Here is a 19,795-nt window from a genome sequence, read left to right as displayed (position 1 = left end):
GGTCCGGCGGACGCGGGCCGTGGCCCGGGTCCGTGGACGGTCCCCCCGGTGACGCGGTCCGCTCAGACCTCCCCGTACGCCTCCCCGCCGAGTTCCAGGACGGCCGTGCCCGCGGTGGCGTCGGCGAGCCAGGCGCGGAACGTCGCGACGTCCGCGTCGGGCAGGCCGACCTCGATGGTGACGGCCTCCCCGTAGCGCACCCCGCGGACCTCGCGGCCGGTGGCGCGCAGTTCGTTCTGGACCTTGCCCGCGCGCTGGTGGTCGACGGTGACGGTGGCGAGCCGGAAGCGCCGCCGGGTGACGGTGCCGAGGACGTCAAGGGCCTCTCCGACGGCGCCGCCGTAGGCGCGGATCAGCCCTCCGGCGCCGAGCTTGACGCCGCCGTAGTAGCGGGTGACGACGGCGACGGCGTAGCGGACGTCGCGGCGCAGCAGCATCTGCAGCATGGGCACGCCCGCGGTGCCGCCGGGCTCGCCGTCGTCGGAGGCCCGCTGCACGGAGGCGTCGGCGCCGATGACGTACGCGGAGCAGTTGTGGGTGGCGTCGGCGTGCTCCCGGCGGATCCGGGCGATGAAGTCCTGGGCCTCCCGCTCGGTGGCGGCGGGCGCGAGGGCGCACAGGAAGCGCGACCGGTTGATCTCGGTCTCGTGCACGCCTTCCCGGGCGACCGTGCGGTACTCGTCCTGCATCGTCCCAGCCTATGCGCAGGCCGCCGGGGCGCCCGCGCGGGTCCGGCGGGCTTTCCGGCGGGCTTTCCGGCGGCTGACGGTCGGCGGTCCACGGCGACCAGGAGCCGGACGGACCCGGCGGCCGGAAAGTCACGGAGGGTGACGGGAATCTCCGGCGGCCCCGCTTCGTTCCCCGGGGGAGCGGTGATCGCACCGGGAGACGCACGAGGAGGCGGACCATGCCGTACGGGGACCAGGAGACGGTCAGGAGGATCCTCACCGAGTCCGGTGACACCTGGGCGGTGGTGGGGCTGTCCAACAACACCTCGCGGGCCGCGTACGGGGTGGCGCGGGTCCTCCAGGAGTTCGGCAAACGGGTCGTGCCGGTGCACCCGAAGGCGGAGACCGTCCACGGCGAGCCGGGGTACGCCTCGCTCGCGGACGTCCCGTTCGAGGTGGACGTGGTGGACGTGTTCGTCAACGCGGCGCTGGCGGGCCAGGTCGCCGACGAGGCGGTGGCCAAGGACGCGCGGGCCGTCTGGTTCCAGCTGGGGGTGGTCGACGAGGAGGCGTACGAGCGGACCCGGGAGGCGGGGCTCCTGATGGTGATGGACCGGTGCCCCGCGATCGAGATCCCCCGACTGGGCTAGACCGTCTCCAACGGAGGCGGGGCAGGCGGGTCAGACGCGGCCGAGCCCGTCCACGACGGTCGCCCCGGGCAGTTCGGCGAGCGCCTTGCCGGGCGCGATCAGCTTGCCCCTGCGGCGACCGCTGCCGAGCAGCACGTACGGCATCTCCACCACGGCCGCGTCCACCAACAGCGGCCAGTCGGCGGGCAGTCCGATCGGGGTGATCCCGCCGTACTCCATGCCGGTGAGTCCGATCGCGGTGTCCATCGGGGCGAACGACGCCTTGCGGGCGCCCAGTTGACGGCGGACGACCCCGTTGACGTCCACCCGGGCCGCGGACGGGACGACACAGGCGGCCAGGGTGGTCTCGCCACCGCGCTTGGCCGCGACGACGACGCAGTTGGCGGAGGAGGCGAGCAGCTCGGGCCCGTAGTGCTCGGTGAAGGTGACGGTGTCCGCCCACTGCGGATCGGTGTCCACGTAGACGAGTTGGTCGGCGGGGACGTTGCCGCGCCAGTGCCGGATGGCGTCGGCGACGGGGGCGGTGAGTTCGGTGAGGCGGTCCGGGGCGGGAGCGGCGTCGTCGAAGGAACCGATGGGTGCGCGCATACCGGCACGCTAGCAGTCCGGCAGGAGGTCAGCGGACGGGCGGAACGGCCACCGCCATGGTCATCTCGACGGGTTCGGCGCCGTCGTTGCGGTAGGTGTGGGGGACGTTGGCCTCGTAGGTCGCGGCGGTCCCGGCGGGCACCTGGTGGACGGTGCCGTCCACGACGAGCGTCAGTTCCCCGGCCGTGACCCGGAGCAGTTCCATGGTGCCGGCCGGGTGGGCGTCGGAGGCACTGCCCTCGCCGGGCATCAGCCGCCACGCCCACAGCTCCAGCGGCCCGGGGCGGTCGGTGCCGACGAGGAGCGAGGAGTGGCTCCCGGCCTCGGTGGACCACAGGCGGACGGCCCGGTCGGCGGGGACCAGCCGCACCTGGGGGCCCTGCTCCTGGTCGAGGAGGGTGGCGATGCTGACGCCGAGGGCGTCCGCGAGCTTCACCGTGGTGCCGACGCTCGGATTGGTACGGGCCTGCTCGATCTGGATGATCATCCCCCGGCTGACGCCCGAGCGGGCGGCGAGGGCGTCCAGGGTGAAGGCCCGTTCCCCGCGCCAGCGCTTGAGGTTGCGGGCGAGGGACTGGGTGAGCTGATCGAGGTCCGACACGTTCCGTCCAAGGTGTTGGCTGACGCACCAGCGGCGCGGTGCACCGCGCGCCCGGGTACACGGCGGTGCACCGCACTGTACTTCGGGGCTCCGGAACAGTACCGGCCGCCGGTCGCACCGGCCGGGTGACTCCGGTCGGCCGTCCTTGGGACCACGCCGTTCCGGAACCGGAGCCCGTCCGGGGCGCGGGCCGTCCGGGGCGCGGGCCGTCCGGGGCGCGGGCCGTCCGGGGCGCGGGCCGTCCGGGGCGCGGGCCGTCCGGGGCGCGGGCCGTCCGGGGCGCGGGCCGTCCGGGGCGCGGGCCGTCCGGGGCGCGGGCCGTCCGGGGCGCGGGCCGTCCGGGGCGCGGGCCGTCCGGAGTCCGGCCCGGCGCCGCCCCGGACCCCGTCTCAGTCCGTCTCGGTTCCCCGGGCCGCCGGGCCCGCCCCGGGTCCCGAGCCCTCCCGGGCGCCCGGGCCGCCGGGCCCGTCCCTTGGGGCGTCCCCGGGTTCCGCCCGGGCCGCCGCGAGGAGGTCCTCGGGGGTGGCGCCCTCCGGGACCGGGACGGGCGCGGGCGTCCGCAGCGGCGGTTGCCAGCCGTCCCCGGGGGTCCAGCGCCGGACCACCCGCGCGGGCGCCCCCGCCACCACGGTGTGGTCGGGCACCGGCCCCCGGACCACGGCCCCCGCCGCGACCACCACGTTCCGGCCGATCCGGGCCCCGGGCAGGATCACGGCGCCCGTCCCGATCCAGCAGCCGGTGCCGATCTCGACGGGTTCGGCGCGCGGCCACTGCTTGCCGATGGGCTGGTCGGGGTCGTCGTAGGAGTGGTTGGTAGAGGTGATGTACACGTAGGGGCCGAAGTAGCTGTCCGCGCCGATGGTGATCGCGGCGTGGGCGACGACATGGCTGCCCCGGCCGAGGACGACCCCGTCGCCCACCCGCACGATCGGACCGGGGCCGAGGTCGAGCCCGGGCAGCAGACCGGCGGTCAGGGTGACCTGTTCCCCGATGACGCAGTGCGCCCCCAGGTGGATCCACGGTTCGCCGAAGACGGTGCCCTGGGGGAAGGCCAGCCGGGTGCCTTCGCCGAGGGACCCGAACCTCAGCCGTCCGGGCCGCTCCGCCGTGACGGCGCCCGCCCGCCGGGCCCACTCCCAGCCCCGGTGCACCACACTCTGGGTGGCCCGGCGCGACCACCGTCCGGGCGCGCGGCCCAGGACCGCGAACGGGCTCCGCTTCTTCGACATCCGGACACCCTACTCATGGGTAGCGACGGCTGGAACGGGCCCGCGTGTGATCTTCGCCCCCACCTGGCGGACCCTCCGCGCGCCGGGCTCCGGGTGCCCTACGGTGCCGTGGACGCACATCCGACGCGGCGCGGACCGCGCCGACGGGAAGGAGACAGGTCATGACCGAGCGGGCACTGGTCGCGGGCGTGGGCGGGAAGGAACCCGAGGTCGATCCGGGCGCCTTCCTGGCACCCACCGCCGTCGTGGTCGGCGAGGTGACGGTGGGGGCCGGGGCGAGCGTCTGGTACGGCGCCGTGCTGCGCGGCGACTGCGGTCCGATCGTCATCGGCGAGGGCAGCAACGTCCAGGACAACTGCATGGTGCACGTCGACCCCGGCTTCCCGGTGACCGTCGGGGCGCGGGTGACCATCGGTCACAATGCGGTGGTGCACGGCTGCGTGATCGAGGACGACGCGCTGATCGGCATGGGGGCGACGGTGCTCAACGGGGCGGTGATCGGCGCCGGTTCGCTGGTGGCGGCCCAGGCCCTGGTCCCGCAGGGCATGGAGGTGCCGCCCGGTTCGCTGGTGGCGGGCGTGCCCGCGAAGGTGCGGCGCCCGCTGACGGAGGAGGAGCGGGCGGGCATCGTCCGCAACGGGGCCATGTACACGGAACTCGCCCGGGCGCACCGGGACGTCCACGAGGTCCGGGTCCGCCGGGACGCCCAGGAGCCGTGCGGATAGCGCGGAACCCGTGGGCGGCGCGGCGGACGGCACCGGCCGGACCGGACGACGGGAACGGGCCACCGGGGAGGCCCACCACGACCCCGGCGCGCGCCCCCGGCCGCACCCCCGCGACCGTCCCGCTCCGACCGCGCCGCCTCAGCCGCATCACCTCAGCCGTGCGGTCCCAGTCGCACCGCCTCAGCCGTGCGGCCCCAGCCATGCGGTCTCAGCCGTGCGGTCCCAGGCACACCGCCTCAGCCGTGCGGCCGGAGCGTCCAGACCACCGTCATCTCCCCGGTGACGTCCCCGTCCGCGCGCCGGAGGGCGACGCGGACGGGGAACTCCGGGCGCCCGCCCGCGTCGAGTTCGGCGATGACCTCGGCGGCGGGCCGTCCCAGGGTGGCGGTCGCGGTGACCTCCCCCATGGCCAGTTTCCGGTAGGCGATCTCGGCGCGGACCGCGAGGGGGACGGCCCGGGAGAGCTGGTCGCCGAAGGCGGCGAGGACGATCGCGCCGCTGGCCGACTCCCCGAGGGTGAACATCGCTCCGGCGTGCGGTCCGCCGAGGTGGTTGTGGTACTCGTCCTGGTCGGGCAGGACCACCACCGCCCGCTCCGGACCCGTCTCCGGGAACTCCAGGTTGAGGGTGCGGGCCATCGGGACGGTGGCGGCGAGCATCTCGCCCACGGACGTGCGGTCTGCGCTCATGCCCGGATGTTACTTACGGGTAGACGCGTTGACCAGGCTCTCCGTCCGCTCCGGCGGCCATCAACCCGTCGAACACCCGTGACTCGTCCGTTGCCGGGCGCCACTATGGTTACTGCCCATGTGGCCAGGACAGCAGCAGCCCGGGGGCGAACAGAACCCGCAGCAGAACCCCAACCCGTACGCGCAGCCGGGGTACCAGCAGCCCAACCCGTACGCCCAGCCCGGGTACCAACAGCCCAACCCGTACGCCCAGCAGCCGGGTCAGCAGCAGTCCTGGGGCGCGCCCACCGTCCCGGTGGGACCGGCCGTCCCGGGACCGGGCGGCGGTGGCGGCGGGAAGAACCGCACCCGGGCGGTCGCCATCGGGGCCGCGCTCGCGGTCGTCGTCGCGGCGGGCGTCACCGGAGTGCTCGTCCTGGGCGGCGACGGGGACGACGACAAGGAACCGGCCGCCAAGGGCGGTGACACCAGCCCCTCGGCCCCGGCGTCCACCGGCGCGGAGGCCACCCCGGAGGAGTCGGCCACCGACAACCCGCGCGGGGGCGACGACGGCCTCAAGCCGACGATCGCGGGCTGGAAGCCGGTCCACAACCCCAAGTGGGGCATCGCCTTCGACGTTCCGGCCGACTGGGAGGTCGACCAGCCCGGGATGTCGATCGGCTTCGAGGAGGACGGGGCCAAGGAGATGAAGCCGCTGATCGTGATGTCGGCGCCCGCCTACCTCAAGCCCGAGTGGTGCGAGTCCGACGACGACAAGGACGGCAACACCAGCAGCACCGCGCTGGCCACCGTGGGCACCAAGGGGGCCAACGGCGCCACCAGCGCCGAGGACGCGGCCGTCCGGCAGGCGCCCTGGTGGGTGTTCGGCGGGTACACCCAGCCCGACCGCAAGAGCATGCGGTTCGACAAGAAGGGCACCCCCTTCACCACCACGTCGGGCATCAAGGGCAGCATCGCCCGCGCCCACTCCACGAACACGCCCAAGAAGGGCGAGTGCGTCACCGACGGCAAGTCCATCGCCTTCGGGTTCAAGAACTCCAAGGGCGACTACGTGGCCTGGAACCTCTACGGCGCCAAGGGCGTGAAGGACGAGCTCCCGGACTCGCTGATCACCCAGATCCTCAAGACGGTCCGGCTGCACGGGGAGCCCACCGGCTGACCTTCCCGGTCCGGCCGACCGCCCCCGCGACCCGCCCGGCGCGCCCGCCGGGCGGGAAAACGGATTGGCGTTCCGGGCGTTTGTGGCCAATAGTCCCTGGGTGACCTCCACAAACGCCCCCCAGCGCTCACGGCTGCCCTCCTGGGCGGGCCGCAACTACGTCCTCCTCACCGCCGCCACGGTGATCACCAACCTCGGCGGGCACGGCGCGCTGATCGCCTCGGCGTTCGCCGTGATGGAACTGGGCGGCGACAGCGGGGACGTGGGCCTGGTGGCCGCCTCCCGCGCCGTGCCGCTGGTGCTGTTCCTCTTGATCGGCGGGGCGGTCGCGGACCGGCTGCCACGGCATCGGGTGATGGTCGCCGCCAACACCCTCAACTGCGTCTCCCAGGGCGTCTTCGCGGTCCTCGTCCTCACCGGCGAGGCCACCCTCTGGCAGATGATGGTCCTCTCGGCCCTCGGCGGCACCGGGCAGGCGTTCTTCAGCCCCGCCTCCGAGGGCATGCTGCTGTCCTCGGTGACCGGCGAACAGGCGAGCCGCGCCTTCGCCCTGTACCGGATGGCCATGCACGGCGCGGGCATCGGCGGGGCCGCGCTCGGCGGCGCCATGGTCGCCACGATGGGCCCCGGCTGGGTGCTCGCCGTCGACGCCGCCGCGTTCGCGCTGGCCGGTGCGCTGCGGGTGTTCCTCGACGTCCGGCACATACCGCCCCGGGAGCCGGGCGAGGGACTGCTGGCCGATCTGCGCGACGGCTGGCAGGAGGTCGTCGGACGGCCCTGGCTGTGGTCGATCGTGGCGCAGTTCTCCATCGTGGTCGGGGTGATCGGCGTCTCGGAGGCGGTCTACGGACCGCTGGTGGCACGTGACGAACTGGGCGGCGCGGCCCCCTGGGGGCTCGCCCTCGGCGCCTTCGGCGTCGGAACCGTCGTCGGCGGGTTCATCATGTTCCGCTGGAAGCCGCGCCGACTGCTGTACGTGGGCACCCTGTGCGTGTTCGTCCAGGCGCTCCCGGCCGCCGCGCTGGCGGTCCCGGCCCCGCTCGTCGTCCTGGTCGCGGTGATGTTCGTGAGCGGGGTCGCCATCGAGGTGTTCGGCGTCGCCTGGATCACCGCGCTGCACCAGGAGATCCCCGAGGAGAAGTTCTCCCGGGTCTCCGCGTACGACTGGTTCGGCTCGGTCGGTCTGGTGCCCGTGTTCACGGCGCTGGCCGGACCGGTGGAGCACGCGGTCGGCCGGTCGGCGGCGCTGTGGGGCTGCGCGGTGCTGGTGACGGTGGTGACGGCGGCGGTGCTGTTCGTCCCGGACGTCCGACGGCTGGCCCGACGGGACCCGGAACCGTCCCCGGGAGCCGTCCCGGTGCGGAAGGACGCACCGGTCCAGGAGAGCGCCAAGGGCTGACGCGGGACGGACGGAGGACCGTAAGCGGGGGGGGTGCTCAGCCCACCCGGAAGGCGCCGCCCGGCGGTTCGGGGGAGGCCACCGCGTCCGCGTCCAGGACCGGTACCGCGTCCCCGGCCCGGCGGCGCAGCTCCGCACCGTGCTCCACCCGCGCCGCGAAGGCGTCGGCGGCGGCCCGGCGCGCCAGCTCCGCCACCGGCAGCGGGACGTGCGAGGCGACCAGGACGAGGTTGCCGAACCGGCGCCCGCGCAGCACCGGGGGCTCGGCGATCAGCGCCAGCTCCGGGAAGACCGCGCCGAAGGTCGCCAGCTGGGAGCGGAGGAAGGCGAAGGGCGCGCCGTCGGCGAGGTTCGCCGCGTACCGCCCGCCCGGGCGCAGCACCCGTTCCGCGGCCCGCGCGTAGCCGAGGGTGGTGAGGTGCGCCGGGACCCGCGACCCGCCGAACACGTCGGCGATCAGCAGATCGGCCGAGCGCTCGGGGGCGTGCTCCAGCCACTGGCGGGCGTCGGCCCGCACCACCTCGGTGCCCGACCCGGCGGGCAGCGGGAGGTGTTCCGCGACGAGCGCGCTGAGGGCCCCGTCCGCCTCCACCACCCGCTGCCGGGAGCCCGGCCGGGTGGCGGCGGTGTACCGGGGCAGGGTGAGCGCGCCGCCGCCCAGGTGGACCACGTCCAGCGGACGGCCCGCCGGGGCGGCGGTGTCGACGACGTGGCCGAGCCTGCGGGCGTACTCGAACTCCAGGTGCCCGGGGTCGTCGAGGTCGACGTACGACTGCGGGGCCTCGTCGACGGTCAGCAGCCAGGCCCGGCGCCGGTCGATGTCCGGCAGCAGCCGCGCGGTGCCGTGGTCCACGGCTCGGATGACGGGCAGGGGCTCCTCGGGGTCGTCCACCCGTCCATTGTGACCGCCCGGTGGTGGTGCGGACGCCACGGAAGCGACGTCCGCACCAGCGGTCCCGGGAGTCAGCCGACCCGGGACACCGTGCCCGCGCCGACGGTCCGGCCGCCCTCGCGGATCGCGAAGCCGAGGCCCGCCTCCAGCGGGACCGCGCGGCCCAGCTCCACGGTGACGTCGACCGTGTCGCCGGGGCGCGCCACGGCCGTGTCGCCGAGGTCGACGTTCCCGACCACGTCCGCGGTGCGCAGATAGAACTGCGGTCGGTACCCGGTGGCGACCGGGGTGGTCCGGCCGCCCTCGGCCGCCGACAGCACGTACACCCGCGCGGTGAACCGCCGGGCGGGCACCACGCTGCCGGGCGCCGCGACCACGTCCCCCCGGCGGACCGCGTCCCGGGCGACGCCGCGCAGCAGCAGCGCCACGTTGTCACCGGCCTGCGCCTCGTCCATGGGCTTGCCGAAGGTCTCCACCCCGGTGACGACCGTGGTGGCGCCCTCCGTCCCGGAGCCGAGCAGCTCCACCCGGTCGCCGACGCGTACGGTGCCGCGCTCCACCGCGCCGGTCACCACGGTGCCCCGGCCGGTGATGGTGAGGACGTTCTCGACGGAGAGCAGGAACGGCGCGTCCAGGTACCGCTCGGGCAGCGGTACGAAGGTGTCGACCGCGTCGAGCAGCGCCACGATGGACTCGGTCCACTGCGGGTCGCCCTCCAGCGCCCGGAGGCCCGAGACCCGGACGACGGGCACGCTGTCCCCGCCGTAGCCGTGGGCGGTGAGCAGTTCGCGGACCTCCAGCTCCACCAGGTCGGTCAGCTCCTCGTCGCCCGCGTCCGCCTTGTTGATCGCGACGACGACGTGGTCGACGCCGACCTGACGGGCCAGCAGGACGTGCTCGGCGGTCTGCGGCATGATCCCGTCGAGGGCGGAGACGACGAGGATCGCCCCGTCGAGCTGCGCGGCCCCGGTGACCATGTTCTTGACGTAGTCGGCGTGACCGGGCATGTCCACGTGGGCGTAGTGGCGGGTGTCGGTCTCGTACTCGACGTGCGCGATGTTGATGGTGATGCCGCGGGCGGCCTCCTCCGGCGCCCGGTCGATGCGGTCGAAGGGCACGAAGGTGCCGGTGCCGCGCTCGGCGAGCACCTTGGTGATCGCGGCGGTGAGGGTGGTCTTGCCGTGGTCGACGTGTCCCATGGTGCCGATGTTGAGGTGCGGCTTGGTGCGGACGTAGGCCGTCTTGGACATGGTGGTTCCTCGCGTCGTGGAGGTGAGCGGGGACCGGAGCTGCGCTCCGGACCGGGACCCCTGGGACTCTCCGACCCTCCCCCTGCGGGGTCCGCCGGACGATCCGGGGAGGGTCAGCGTCGGACGCCGCCGACGGTCACGAACGCGCACGTGACGGCAGCCTTCGGGGCATCCGCGGTAGCGGATGCCGCAAGGAGGAAGGCGTGCCGGAACATGGGGAGATCATCCCCGGCGGGGTGCCGGGCCGTCGACCGAATTAACCGGCCGGGCCCGTCGCCCGGCCCGGGGCGCGGGCCGCGCTCCGGAACACGGGCCCGCCCCGGGGCGCGGGCCCAGGGCACGCGCCGGACCGGACGGCCGTGGACCCTACGGCGATCATATGTACGGGTCGGTTACTCTCCCCGGATGCTGGACACCACCGTCCCCCGTCCCGCGCCCGTCCCCGTGGCGCCCCCGGTGAGCGCCGCCGCGCGCTGGGCCGGGGTCCTGCTGTCGCCCCGGGCGCGGCTGTCCCTGCTGGTGGTGGTGCTGGTGGTCGCGGCGGCCGGGATGCTGGTCTTCGAACCGCAGCGGCTGCTGGCCGACGGCTGGCCGCCCGAACTGCGGGGCGCCGCCGCCGCGGTGGTCTTCGCGGTGGCCTACGGACTCTGCACGGTGGTCTTCGTGCCCCGGCCGCTGCTGAACCTCGCGGCGGGCGCGCTGCTGGGCGCGCGGTACGGACTGGCCGCCGCGGTCGCGGGGACGGTCATCGGGGCGGCGGTCTCGTTCGGGCTGGGCCGGGTGCTGGGGCAGGACGCGCTGCGGCCGCTGCTGCGGGGGCGCTGGCTGAAGGCGGCGGACGGCCAGCTCAGCAGGCACGGCTTCCGCTCGATGCTGGCGGTCCGGCTGTTCCCCGGGGTGCCGTTCGTGGCGGCGAACTACTGCGCGGCGGTGTCCCGGATGGGATGGACGCCCTTCCTGCTGGCCACCGCGCTGGGCTGTGTGCCGAACACGGCCGCCTACGTGATCGCGGGCGCCCGCGCCGAGAGCCCGACCTCCCCCGGTTTCCTGGTGGCCGCCGGGTTCATCGCGGTGACGGGCCTGGGCGGCGCCCTGCTCGCCTGGCGCAAGCGGCACCGTCTGGGCGGCTGACCGCCCGCCACGGCCCGTTTCCCTCCCGCTCCACGGAGCGTTCCCGAGCGCACGCCCAAGGACCGTTCCCGACCCGGGCGCCCCCGCGCGGGGAGGACGGTCACCCACCCCCACCCTGCTACCTTGTGTGCCCCATCGTGCACTTTGCGTCATCCTGGGGAGCGTGTGTGAAGGTCGCCTGTGTCGGCGGCGGGCCCGCCGGTCTGTACTTCTCGATCCTGATGAAGCGCCAGGACCCGTCCCATGACATCACCGTCTACGAACGCAACCCCGCCGGATCGACGTACGGCTGGGGCGTCACCTACTGGGGCGCGCTGCTGGACCGGCTGCGGACCGGGGACCCCGAGTCGGCGCGGGCCATCCGGGCCCGCTCGGTGAGCTGGCACCAGGGCGTCGCGCACGTGGGCGACCACGTCACCGCCCGCCCCGGCGACCAGGGCTTCGGCGTCGGACGGCGGGCGGTGCTCGCCGTCCTCGCGGAGCGCGCCGAGTCGCTGGGCGTCCGGGTGCTCTTCGAGCACGAGGTCACCGAGGCCCCGGACGCGGACCTGGTGGTCGCCGCCGACGGGGTGCGCAGTGCCCTGCGCGACGCGCACCCGGAGCACTTCGGGACCCGGGTCTCCCCCGGCCGCAACCGGTACGTGTGGCTCGGCACCTCCAAGGTGTTCACCTCGTTCACGTTCGCCTTCGCGCCCACCGAGCACGGCTGGATCTGGTGCTACGGCTATCCGTTCGACGGGACGCGCAGCACCTGCGTCATCGAGTGCTCCCCCGGGACCTGGCGGGGCCTGGGACTGGACCGGGCCGACGGGGCCGAGGGGCTGAACGTCCTGGAGAAGCTCTTCGCCGGACCGCTGGACGGGCATCCGCTGATCGGGCGGGAGGACTCGGACGACCCCGCGCCGTGGCTCACCTTCCCGACCGTCACCAACCGCTCCTGGTACCAGGAGAACCTCGTCCTGCTCGGCGACGCCGCCCACACCACCCACTACTCGATCGGCGCGGGCACCACCCTGGCCCTGGAGGACGCGATCTCGCTGGCCGCCGCGGTGCGCGAGGAGCCCACCACCGGCGCGGCGCTGGCCCGCTACCAGCGGGAGCGGCGGGCGGCACTCGTCCCGGTGCAGAGCGCGGCGCGCTACAGCGCCCGCTGGTACGAGAACCTCCCCCGTTACATGGCGCTGCCGCCCGAGCGGATGTTCGCGCTGCTCGGGCAGCGCCACTCCCCGCTGCTCCCGTACGTGCCGCCGGGGCTCTACTACCGGATCGACCGGGCGGTCGGACGGCTGGAGGCGCTGCGCCGTCTCAAGCGGTGGGCGGGCCCGAAGGTCGCCCGGGGACTGCACGGCCGTTCGCACGACCGCTGACGCCCGCCGCCGGTCTCCGGGCCGGGCGGCCCGTCCACCGACGGACCCGTCGCTGTCGGTCCGTCGGCCCGTTGCCCGTCGGCCCCGTGTCCACGGTCCGGTCCGGAGACGACCACCGCACGGCCGGACACCCGGCCCGTGGACACGAGTCATCGACGGCCCGGACGGTCACCGGACCGGCGCGCGCGGGGACCGTCCGGCGTGCGGGGCGTCCCGCGCACGGGCCGTTCGGCGGGCGCGCCCCGGCCCGACGCCGACCGGCCGCCGACCGGTCGACCCCCGTTCATCCACGGCTCCTACGCTCCGGACGACGCCACCGGCCGCCCGTCCGGGCGGCCCCGGAACACTCCCTTCCCCGACACCGGCGGCCTCCCGGCCGCCCGGCAGTCCCCGTCCCGTCCGCACCCGGTTCCGCGCGTCCGCGCGCCGGGGCCCGATCAGCACTGGATCCCGTCACTTCATGTCTTGGTTCGAAGCCTTGGTCCTCGGACTCGTCCAGGGACTGACCGAGTTCCTCCCCATCTCCTCCAGCGCGCATCTACGGCTGACCGCCGCGTTCGCGGGCTGGCAGGACCCCGGGGCGGCGTTCACCGCGATCACCCAGATCGGCACGGAGACCGCCGTGCTGATCTACTTCCGCGCGGACATCACCCGGATCGTCTCGGCGTGGTTCGCCTCCCTGACGGACCGGTCGAGGCGCGCCGACCACGACGCGCAGCTGGGGTGGCTGGTCATCATCGGCTCCCTGCCCATCGGGGTGCTCGGGGTGACCCTGAAGGACCAGATCGAAGGGCCCTTCCGCGATCTGCGGCTGATCGCGACCACGCTGATCGTGATGGGCGTGGTCCTGGGGATCGCGGACCGGCTGGCGGCGCGCGACGAGGCGGGCGGCGGGAAGCACCGGGCGGCGCGGCCCCGCAAGACCCTGCGCGACCTGGGGGTCAGGGACGGGTTGGTCTACGGCTGCTGCCAGGCGCTGGCGCTGATCCCCGGGGTCTCCCGGTCGGGCGCGACCATCAGCGGCGGGCTGCTGATGGGCTACACCCGGGAGGCGGCGGCCCGTTACTCGTTCCTGCTGGCGATCCCCGCCGTGCTGGCCTCCGGCGTCTACGAACTGAAGGACGCCGGGGCGGGGCACGTGTCCTGGGGGCCGCTGGTCTTCGCGACGCTCGTCGCCTTCGGGGTGGGCTACGCCGTCATCGCCTGGTTCATGCGGTTCATCACCACCAAGAGCTTCATGCCGTTCGTCTACTACCGGATCGCCCTGGGCCTCCTGTTGTTCGTCCTGGTGGGTGCCGGGGTGCTCAGCCCGCACGCGGCCGAGTTCGGCCACTGACGCGACCGCCCGGCCCCGGGGGCACGGCGCCCGCGCGGCCCTTGGCGCGCGGTCCCGCCCCGGAGGCGCTGTCCAGCCGGGACGGGACCCCTCAGCTCACGCAGCCAGCATGGGCTGTTGACGGTTCCACCGTAGGGGGCACCACTGACAACGCCCGGCGTCCGTCCGGAATCCACCGGGCGGCGCCCGATATCCGAAACAGGCACTCCTACCTCGCCCCGGCGCGTCCAAAACCCGCCAGCACCTCGAAAACCGGCCCGCCGCGAGAGAGTTGTCTCACAACGGCTCCCCCGCCGACCTCGCCGAATGACCCCCGGTAACCACACGTGACCTGCACGTTCTCTCCGCAAAGCCATCCGGAGCACCTTGCGTACAGTGATGAACTATAGGCAAGGCGTAGCGGATGGTCAGATCGACCGCCTAAGCTTCATGCCATGTCCCGCACCCAAGAGCACTCCGGTTGCGTGCGTTCCGCCGACTCGTTGAACGAGGAGATCCGCGACCTCTGGCTGCGGACGGGCGGCCGCCTGTCAGCGGAGGAGCGCCGTACCTATGAGGCCCTGGTGACCGAATGGGCCGCCGCCGTCCGGCGCGACGTCAGGACCTGGTGAGCGGACCGGTCACCGGCTCCCCGTACCAGCGCCACTCCGTCCGTCGCCCGAGGCCCGGAAGATCCGCCCGGCCCGTCGCCCACAGCAACGCCCGCCAGGGGTCCTCACCGGGCGGCACGTCCGGGAAGAGCCGGGCCAGCACCCGGCGGCACACCCCGGCGGGCGGCTCCCACACCACCCCGTCGAACCCGTCCGCGACGTCGTGGACGTGCACCAGCGTCTCCACGACGCCCATCGCCGCGAACCCCTCCGGGTCCGACACCCCGAAGCCGTGGTGCGCCCGGACGGCGGGGTCCCGCGTCGTCACCATCGCGGCGAGCAGCCCGGCACTGGCCTCCAGCACCTGGAACAGCCCCGCCACGCCCACCGTCCGGTCCACCCGGACCGTGACCGCCGGGCCCCCGGGGCGGGCGGGCTCGTAACGGAACGGCACCTCGGTGTCCAGGGGCGGAACGCGGGGGCCCAACTGCGCGGCGTACGCGAACAGGTCGTCGGCGAGGTGCTCGACGGTCTCCCAGCGGTCCCAGTCCAGCGAACCGGCGCGGGCCGACCAGTCGCCGTCGCGGGCCACCGCGAGCGCGTCCAAAGCCAGCGCCACGGTGTCCGTCACGTCCCGCGCGGTCACCGGGCCGGATTCCTCGTGTGCGGTGATGTCCATCCGGCGACCGTACCAACGGCCTCCGGCCGGACGGCGCGACCGGTCGGCCGGGCCGGTGCACGCCCCTTGGCGGGACGGGCCGCCGGGCCAACACTGAGGCCATGACCCAGCGCGTGGACCTCGCCACCGTCATGGACCGCCTCGCCCTCGACGCCCTCCTCAGCGCCTACGCCCACGCCCTCGACGAGGGCGACCGGGTCGACCCGGTCGCGTTCCGGGAGTTGTTCGTCCCCGGCGGGCGCCCCGGCCACCCCCTCCTCGGAGGACCCCCCGCCCCCGGTCCCGTCCCGGACGCCGCCGACCGGCTGGCGGACGCTCTCGGCCCGTTCCCGGTGCGACAGCACCTCCTCGTCAACCGGCTGGTGCGCTTCGACGTCCTGGAGCGCGACGACGGCGATCTGGCACGGGTGCGGGCCGACTGTCTGAGCGTGCTGCGCTCCTCCCCCGACGGGCCGGGCAGGGAGTCGGGCGCGCGGTACGACTTCACCGCGGTGCGGACGCCCGACGGCTGGCTGCTGCGGGACGTCGTCACCAGGGAGCTGTGGCGGCGGGAGCGGGCCTGAGCCTCAGGGGGGCGCGGAGGCCCGACGAGCCCCGCGCGGGACGGAAGGCGCGCGCCCCGCGCGGGGCTCCCCGGGCGGTGCGCGGGAGTGCGGCGTCCCTGCCCCCCGTACCACCCCCGTACCGTTCCCGGTTGCCGGGCGCGCGCCGGGCCGTCCGACGGGGTAGGGGTGACCGGGAAGGACCCGGCGACCCAGGGAGGCCCCATGGACGTGTTCCCCGGCGGACGCGGACGGCTCGGAGGGGTCCGGGGGCGGATCCCCGCCGGAGGGTGGCGCCGTTCGGGCCTCGTCGTCCTGGCGGGCGCCCTGCCCGCGCTGTCCTTCCCGGCGCCCGCCCTGTGGTGGCTCGCCTACGCGGCGCTCGCGCCCTGGATGCTGCTGGTCCGGGACGCGTCCGGCGGTCGGCGGGCCGCACTCGACGGGTGGTGCGGCGGGCTCGGGTTCATGCTGGCCGCGCACCACTGGCTGCTGCCCAGCCTGCACGTGTTCACGGTGGTGATCGCCGGACTGCTCGGGGCGCTCTGGGCGCCCTGGGGCTGGCTGGTGCGGCGGCTGACGGGCGGACGGCCGGGCCCCGCGCGGGCCGCCGCCGCGCTGTTGCTGGTGCCCTCGGGGTGGCTGGCGATCGAGGTCGTCCGCTCCTGGCAGGGGCTCGGCGGGCCCTGGGGGCTGCTGGGCGCCGGTCAGTGGCAGGTGACGCCCGCACTGCGGCTGGCCTCGCTGGGCGGGGTGTGGCTGGTCAGTCTGGCCGTCGTGGCGCTGAACACGGCCCTGGTGCTGCTGGTGGCCGCGCCCGCCGCGCGGATCCCGGCGGTGGCCGGGCTGGTCTCGGTGGTGGCGGCGGGCGGGGCGGCCTGGGCGTGGGCACCGCGTCCGGTGCCGGACGGGACGGCGCGGATCGCCGTGGTCCAGCCGGGCGTCGTCGACGGGGCGGACGCGCGGTTCGCCCGGGGGGAACGGCTCACCCGCGCGCTCGCCGGTCAGCGGACCGACCTGGTCGTGTGGGGCGAGAGCAGCGTGGGCCACGACCTGGGCGACCGCCCGGACCTGGCGGCCCGGATCGCCGCGCTCTCACGGGAGGTCGGCGCCCACGTCCTGGTCAACGTGGACGCGCGCGGCGGCGGCCCGGGCGCGCCGCCCGGCATCTACAAGAGTTCCGTGCTGGTCGGCCCGGACGGTCCCACCGGCGACCGGTACGCCAAGATGCGGCTGGTCCCGTTCGGGGAGTACGTCCCGGCCCGGTCGCTGCTGGGCTGGGCCACCTCGGTGGGGAAGGCCGCGGGCGAGGACCGGCGCCGGGGCACCCGGCAGGTGCTGATGGACACCGGCGGCCTCCGGGTGGGTCCGCTGGTGTGCTTCGAGACCGCCTTCCCCGACATGAGCCGGCGGCTCGCGGCGGACGGCGCCGGGGTGCTGGTCGCGCAGTCCGCGACCTCGACCTTCCAGGACAGCTGGGCCCCCGCGCAGCACGCCTCGCTGGCGGCGCTGCGGGCGGCGGAGACCGGTCGGCCCGTGGTCCACGCGACGCTCACCGGCGTCTCGGTGGTCCACGGCCCGGACGGACGGCGGGTCGGCCCCCCGCTGGGCACCGGGGGAGCCGCCGCCCACGTCTACGAGGTGCCGCTGGCGACCGGGACCACCCCCTACACCAGGTTCGGCGACTGGCCGGTGGGGGCGGCCGCGCTCGCCCTGGCGGGGTACGGCGCGGTGAGCGGGGCGCGCCGGATCAGACGGCGTCCTCCTCGATCGCCCGCACCACCCGCTCGCACAGCTCATGGGTCGCGAGCGCGTCCCGGGCACTGAGCGTCCGGCCCTCGCGCACGGCGTCGAGGAAGGCCAGGGCGACCTGTTCGATGCCGCGCTGACGGGGCACCGGCACCCAGTCGCCGCGCCGCCGCACACTGGGCTGCCCCTTGTGGTCCACGATCTCCGCGAGGTTGAGGACCTGCCGCTTGCTGTCCTGACCGGCGACCTCCAGCACCTCCTCGGTGGAACCGCTGAGGCGGTTCATCACCCCGAGGGCGGTGAAGCCGTCGCCCGCGAGCTGGAGGACGACGTGGTGCAGGAGTCCGTCCACGACCCGGGACCGCACGCCGACGTGGTCGATCCCACCGGGCACCAGGAAGCGCAGGGTGTCCACGACGTGGATGAAGTCGTCGAAGACGAAGGAGCGCGGCGCCTCCGGCAGTCCGACCCGGTTCTTCTGCATCACGATCAGTTCGCGCGGGTGGTCCAGGCACTGGACGTACCCGGGCGCGTAGCGCCGGTTGAAGCCGACGGTGAGCCCGACCCCGCGCTCCTCCGCCAGTTCCACCAGCCGTTCGCAGGTGGCGAGGTCGTAGGCGAGCGGCTTGTCCACGTAGGTCGGCACCCCCGCCTCCAGCAGCCGGGTGGTGATCTCGGGGTGGACTTCGGTGGGCGCGTGGACGAACGCCGCGTCGAGGCCCTGGTCCAGCAGCGCGTCGAGGTCGGTGTGGAGCCGCTCCCCGGGGAGGTGGTACGTCGCGCCGACCTCCTGGAGGGTGGCCGGGGTGCGGGTCTGCAGGTGCAGTTCCACGTCCGGCTGGACGGCGAGTACCGGCAGGTACGCCTTCCGCGCGATGTCCCCGAGTCCGATGCAGCCGACCTTCACGCGCGTCTCCCGCTAGCTGGTGCGAATGTGCCGCCCGGCAGCATACGGGTCCTGCGGCGGACGCCAGTCGGCTATTCCGGCGAATCCGCGCAGGGCGGCGTCCGGCACCAGGCGCGAGGTCAGCGCCAGCGCCCCGGCGCGCAGGGCGACCGCGGGCCGGGAACGCAGGGCGACGACCCGGGCGACCCGGGCGGAGGCCCGGACCACGGCGGTGGTCCGGGGCAGCCGGTCGGCGGTGTACGCGGCGAGCCCCGCCACCGGATCGACGGCGCCCGGGTCGGCGTGGAAGGCGAGGACCACCCCGTCCTCGACGGCCTGGTTGCCGCCCTGGGCCAGCATCGGCGCCATGGCGTGGGCCGCGTCGCCGACCAGGACGGTCCGGCCCCGGTGGAAGGCGGGCAGCGGGGTGGTCATCTGGTGGACGTCGTTGCGCAGGACGGGCAGTCCGGCCGCCGCGTCGAGGAGGTCGGGGACGGGGTGGTGCCAGTCCCCGAAGCGCCGTCGCAGTGCGGCGGCCTCGTCGTCGGAGGTCGCGCCTTCGGGGGCGAGGGCCGCCGCGTAGGCGTAGACCCGGCCGTCCTTGAGTGGCTGCGACCCCCACAGGGCGCCGCGCCCCCAGGTCTCGTGCGGGGCGAAGGGCCGGTCCGGGCCGGGGGCGACGAACCGCCAGGCGGTGAACCCCGAGTAGCGGGGGCCGGGGTGGTCGGGGAAGAGGGCCCGGCGGACGGCCGAGCGGATGCCGTCGGCGCCGACCACCAGATCGGCTTCGAGGTCTCCGGCCGGGGTGCGGACCACGGCGGGCGCGCCGCCGGGCCTTCCCGGGGCGACGAGTTCGCCGGGGGTTCCGGTGCGCAGCCGTCCGGGCGGCAGGGCGGCGGCGAGCCGGGCCACCAGCGTGGCGCGGTGCAGGAGGACGAGGGGGCCGCCGAAGCGTTCGGTGACGGCGGCTGCGTCCAGCCGGGAGAGCCAGCGGCCCCCGGGGGTGCGCAGCCCGCCCGTGCCCTGCCAGGCGGCGAGGGCGCGGATGTCGTCCCCGAGGCCGATGACGTCCAGGGCCCGCTGGGCGTTGGGGGCGAGTCCGATGCCCGCGCCCACCGGGTCGATGGCCGGGGCGCGTTCCAGGACGGTGACGTGCCATCCCCGTTGGCCGAGGGCGACGGCGGCGGTGAGGCCCCCGATTCCGCTCCCGATGACGACCGCGTGACGTGACGGCATGACCCCTCCGGATGACTACACCTGTAGTGCAGGACGCCTCGACCGTACTACAGCCGTAGTGAGCGGAGTAGATTGGGACCGTGCCCCCTTCCCTCCCTCCGCTTCCCCCGGCCGGTTCCCCCTCGCCGGACGGTGCCCTTCCCGGCGCTCCCCTCGTCTCCCGTCCGGCGGCGGGTCGTCCGACCGGCTCCGCGCCCGGCGTGGAGCGGGCCGTGCTCATCGCCGACACGGCGCTCGCCCTGCTGTGCGAACGCGGTATGCGCGGCCTCACCCACCGGGCGGTGGACGAGGCCGCCGGGCTGCCCCAGGGCTCCACGTCCAACCACGCGCGCACCCGGCTGGCCCTGCTGGAGGCGGCGAGCCGACGGCTCGCCGAACGCGAGGCCGGGGTGCTGGCGGTGACCGGGCTGCCGGGCCTGGCGGGGGACGTCG

The 19,795-nt window shown here is 75.1% G+C and carries 20 protein-coding genes; 10 read left to right on the top strand and 10 right to left on the bottom strand.

Annotation, left to right across the window (positions count from 1 at the left end):
* Nucleotides 1–62: 62 nt before the first annotated feature.
* Nucleotides 63–689: a YigZ family protein gene (locus ACVWNX_RS30150; RefSeq protein ID WP_454411346.1), complete on the bottom strand. Its 627-nt coding sequence runs from the start codon at nucleotides 687–689 to the stop codon at nucleotides 63–65.
* Nucleotides 690–907: 218 nt separating this feature from the next.
* On the opposite strand from ACVWNX_RS30150, the gene ACVWNX_RS30145 reads away from it, so the two are divergent.
* Nucleotides 908–1,318 (top strand): CoA-binding protein, encoded by a 411-nt coding sequence (locus ACVWNX_RS30145; protein WP_454411345.1) that lies wholly within the window; start codon nucleotides 908–910, stop codon nucleotides 1,316–1,318.
* Nucleotides 1,319–1,348: 30 nt separating this feature from the next.
* On the opposite strand, the gene ACVWNX_RS30140 is transcribed toward ACVWNX_RS30145, so the two are convergent.
* From ACVWNX_RS30140 to ACVWNX_RS30130, 3 genes are all read right to left on the bottom strand, one after another.
* Nucleotides 1,349–1,906, bottom strand: a complete 558-nt coding sequence (locus ACVWNX_RS30140; RefSeq protein WP_454411344.1) for a YbaK/EbsC family protein — start codon at nucleotides 1,904–1,906, stop codon at nucleotides 1,349–1,351.
* 28 nt (nucleotides 1,907–1,934) lie between these two features.
* The gene (locus tag ACVWNX_RS30135) at nucleotides 1,935–2,507 is read right to left on the bottom strand and encodes an XRE family transcriptional regulator (RefSeq protein WP_454411343.1); all 573 of its coding nucleotides are present in this window, start codon (nucleotides 2,505–2,507) and stop codon (nucleotides 1,935–1,937) included.
* A gap of 389 nt (nucleotides 2,508–2,896) precedes the next feature.
* Entirely contained in the window at nucleotides 2,897–3,736 is an 840-nt protein-coding gene (locus tag ACVWNX_RS30130; protein ID WP_454411342.1) for an acyltransferase, read from the bottom strand.
* A gap of 161 nt (nucleotides 3,737–3,897) precedes the next feature.
* Between ACVWNX_RS30130 and ACVWNX_RS30125 the strand changes: the two genes are divergently transcribed.
* The gene (locus tag ACVWNX_RS30125; RefSeq protein WP_454411341.1) at nucleotides 3,898–4,461 is read left to right on the top strand and encodes a gamma carbonic anhydrase family protein; all 564 of its coding nucleotides are present in this window, start codon (nucleotides 3,898–3,900) and stop codon (nucleotides 4,459–4,461) included.
* A gap of 236 nt (nucleotides 4,462–4,697) precedes the next feature.
* Here the strand turns inward: ACVWNX_RS30125 and ACVWNX_RS30120 are convergent, their stop codons facing one another.
* Nucleotides 4,698–5,150, bottom strand: coding sequence for a DUF4442 domain-containing protein (locus ACVWNX_RS30120; protein ID WP_454411340.1), 453 nt, complete (start codon nucleotides 5,148–5,150; stop codon nucleotides 4,698–4,700).
* Between the two features lie 118 nt (nucleotides 5,151–5,268).
* On the opposite strand from ACVWNX_RS30120, the gene ACVWNX_RS30115 reads away from it, so the two are divergent.
* Together ACVWNX_RS30115 and ACVWNX_RS30110 are read left to right on the top strand one after the other, a co-directional pair.
* Nucleotides 5,269–6,309: a hypothetical protein gene (locus ACVWNX_RS30115; RefSeq protein WP_454411339.1), complete on the top strand. Its 1,041-nt coding sequence runs from the start codon at nucleotides 5,269–5,271 to the stop codon at nucleotides 6,307–6,309.
* 100 nt (nucleotides 6,310–6,409) lie between these two features.
* A complete protein-coding gene (locus ACVWNX_RS30110; protein ID WP_454411338.1) occupies nucleotides 6,410–7,708 on the top strand; it encodes an MFS transporter in 1,299 nt (432 codons plus the stop codon).
* A gap of 37 nt (nucleotides 7,709–7,745) precedes the next feature.
* Here the strand turns inward: ACVWNX_RS30110 and ACVWNX_RS30105 are convergent, their stop codons facing one another.
* Both ACVWNX_RS30105 and tuf read right to left on the bottom strand, forming a co-directional pair.
* Nucleotides 7,746–8,600, bottom strand: a complete 855-nt coding sequence (locus tag ACVWNX_RS30105) for a spermidine synthase (RefSeq protein ID WP_454411337.1) — start codon at nucleotides 8,598–8,600, stop codon at nucleotides 7,746–7,748.
* 71 nt (nucleotides 8,601–8,671) lie between these two features.
* Nucleotides 8,672–9,850, bottom strand: a complete 1,179-nt coding sequence (gene tuf / locus ACVWNX_RS30100; RefSeq protein ID WP_454411336.1) for an elongation factor Tu — start codon at nucleotides 9,848–9,850, stop codon at nucleotides 8,672–8,674.
* 405 nt (nucleotides 9,851–10,255) lie between these two features.
* Between tuf and ACVWNX_RS30095 the strand changes: the two genes are divergently transcribed.
* From ACVWNX_RS30095 to ACVWNX_RS30080, 4 genes are all read left to right on the top strand, one after another.
* Nucleotides 10,256–10,981, top strand: coding sequence for a TVP38/TMEM64 family protein (locus ACVWNX_RS30095; RefSeq protein ID WP_454411335.1), 726 nt, complete (start codon nucleotides 10,256–10,258; stop codon nucleotides 10,979–10,981).
* A gap of 167 nt (nucleotides 10,982–11,148) precedes the next feature.
* A complete protein-coding gene (locus tag ACVWNX_RS30090; RefSeq protein WP_454411334.1) occupies nucleotides 11,149–12,348 on the top strand; it encodes an FAD-dependent monooxygenase in 1,200 nt (399 codons plus the stop codon).
* A gap of 460 nt (nucleotides 12,349–12,808) precedes the next feature.
* Entirely contained in the window at nucleotides 12,809–13,684 is an 876-nt protein-coding gene (locus tag ACVWNX_RS30085) for an undecaprenyl-diphosphate phosphatase (protein WP_454411333.1), read from the top strand.
* Nucleotides 13,685–14,118: 434 nt separating this feature from the next.
* Nucleotides 14,119–14,295 carry a hypothetical protein gene (locus ACVWNX_RS30080; protein WP_454411332.1) on the top strand — a complete coding sequence of 59 codons (177 nt, stop codon included), beginning with the start codon at nucleotides 14,119–14,121 and terminating at the stop codon, nucleotides 14,293–14,295.
* Here the strand turns inward: ACVWNX_RS30080 and ACVWNX_RS30075 are convergent.
* A complete protein-coding gene (locus tag ACVWNX_RS30075) occupies nucleotides 14,282–14,953 on the bottom strand; it encodes a hypothetical protein (protein ID WP_454411331.1) in 672 nt (223 codons plus the stop codon). The genes ACVWNX_RS30080 and ACVWNX_RS30075 overlap by 14 nt on opposite strands.
* A gap of 101 nt (nucleotides 14,954–15,054) precedes the next feature.
* On the opposite strand from ACVWNX_RS30075, the gene ACVWNX_RS30070 reads away from it, so the two are divergent.
* Together ACVWNX_RS30070 and lnt are read left to right on the top strand one after the other, a co-directional pair.
* Nucleotides 15,055–15,516: a nuclear transport factor 2 family protein gene (locus tag ACVWNX_RS30070; protein ID WP_454411330.1), complete on the top strand. Its 462-nt coding sequence runs from the start codon at nucleotides 15,055–15,057 to the stop codon at nucleotides 15,514–15,516.
* A gap of 204 nt (nucleotides 15,517–15,720) precedes the next feature.
* Complete coding sequence (lnt, locus tag ACVWNX_RS30065) at nucleotides 15,721–17,319, top strand: apolipoprotein N-acyltransferase (RefSeq protein ID WP_454411329.1); 1,599 nt, start codon at nucleotides 15,721–15,723, stop codon at nucleotides 17,317–17,319.
* Here the strand turns inward: lnt and ACVWNX_RS30060 are convergent.
* Together ACVWNX_RS30060 and ACVWNX_RS30055 are read right to left on the bottom strand one after the other, a co-directional pair.
* Nucleotides 17,243–18,148: a Gfo/Idh/MocA family protein gene (locus ACVWNX_RS30060; RefSeq protein WP_454411328.1), complete on the bottom strand. Its 906-nt coding sequence runs from the start codon at nucleotides 18,146–18,148 to the stop codon at nucleotides 17,243–17,245. The genes lnt and ACVWNX_RS30060 overlap by 77 nt on opposite strands.
* Nucleotides 18,149–18,160: 12 nt before the next feature.
* Nucleotides 18,161–19,363, bottom strand: coding sequence for an FAD-dependent monooxygenase (locus tag ACVWNX_RS30055; RefSeq protein WP_454411327.1), 1,203 nt, complete (start codon nucleotides 19,361–19,363; stop codon nucleotides 18,161–18,163).
* Nucleotides 19,364–19,795: the final 432 nt, after the last annotated feature.

The organism is Streptomyces sp. JNUCC 64 (assembly GCF_054484115.1).
This window is presented reverse-complemented; position numbering and strand designations above follow the sequence as displayed.